The 230-nt window shown below is 53.5% G+C and carries 1 pseudogene; it reads right to left on the reverse strand.

Annotated elements, in window-relative coordinates:
* A pseudogene (locus EKA13_RS27695) lies at positions 1 to 230 on the reverse strand (hypothetical protein); the annotation flags it as partial.

Genomic DNA, 230 nt, shown 5'->3' on the forward strand with positions numbered 1-230 from the left:
TCAGCGATAGCCGCTTCCAGCTCAGGCGAGCGCTTGGCCCACTGTTCGGGTGGCAGGGGTTTTGACCATTCGCTGATCTCGGGGTACGGCAGGTCCGGTGGTGCAGACAATTTCAGGTTCTGTGCTTTCTCTGCCAACCAGGTTCCAAAGACAGTGATGAAAAATATCCCGTGCAACACATCAAACACATCACCTTTACGCAAGCTGGTGACGATTGAGCCTATTTGCGT

The sequence above is a fragment of the Pseudomonas defluvii genome (assembly GCF_001695625.1).
In the GTDB taxonomy this organism is placed as follows: Bacteria; Pseudomonadota; Gammaproteobacteria; order Pseudomonadales; family Pseudomonadaceae; genus Aquipseudomonas; species Aquipseudomonas defluvii.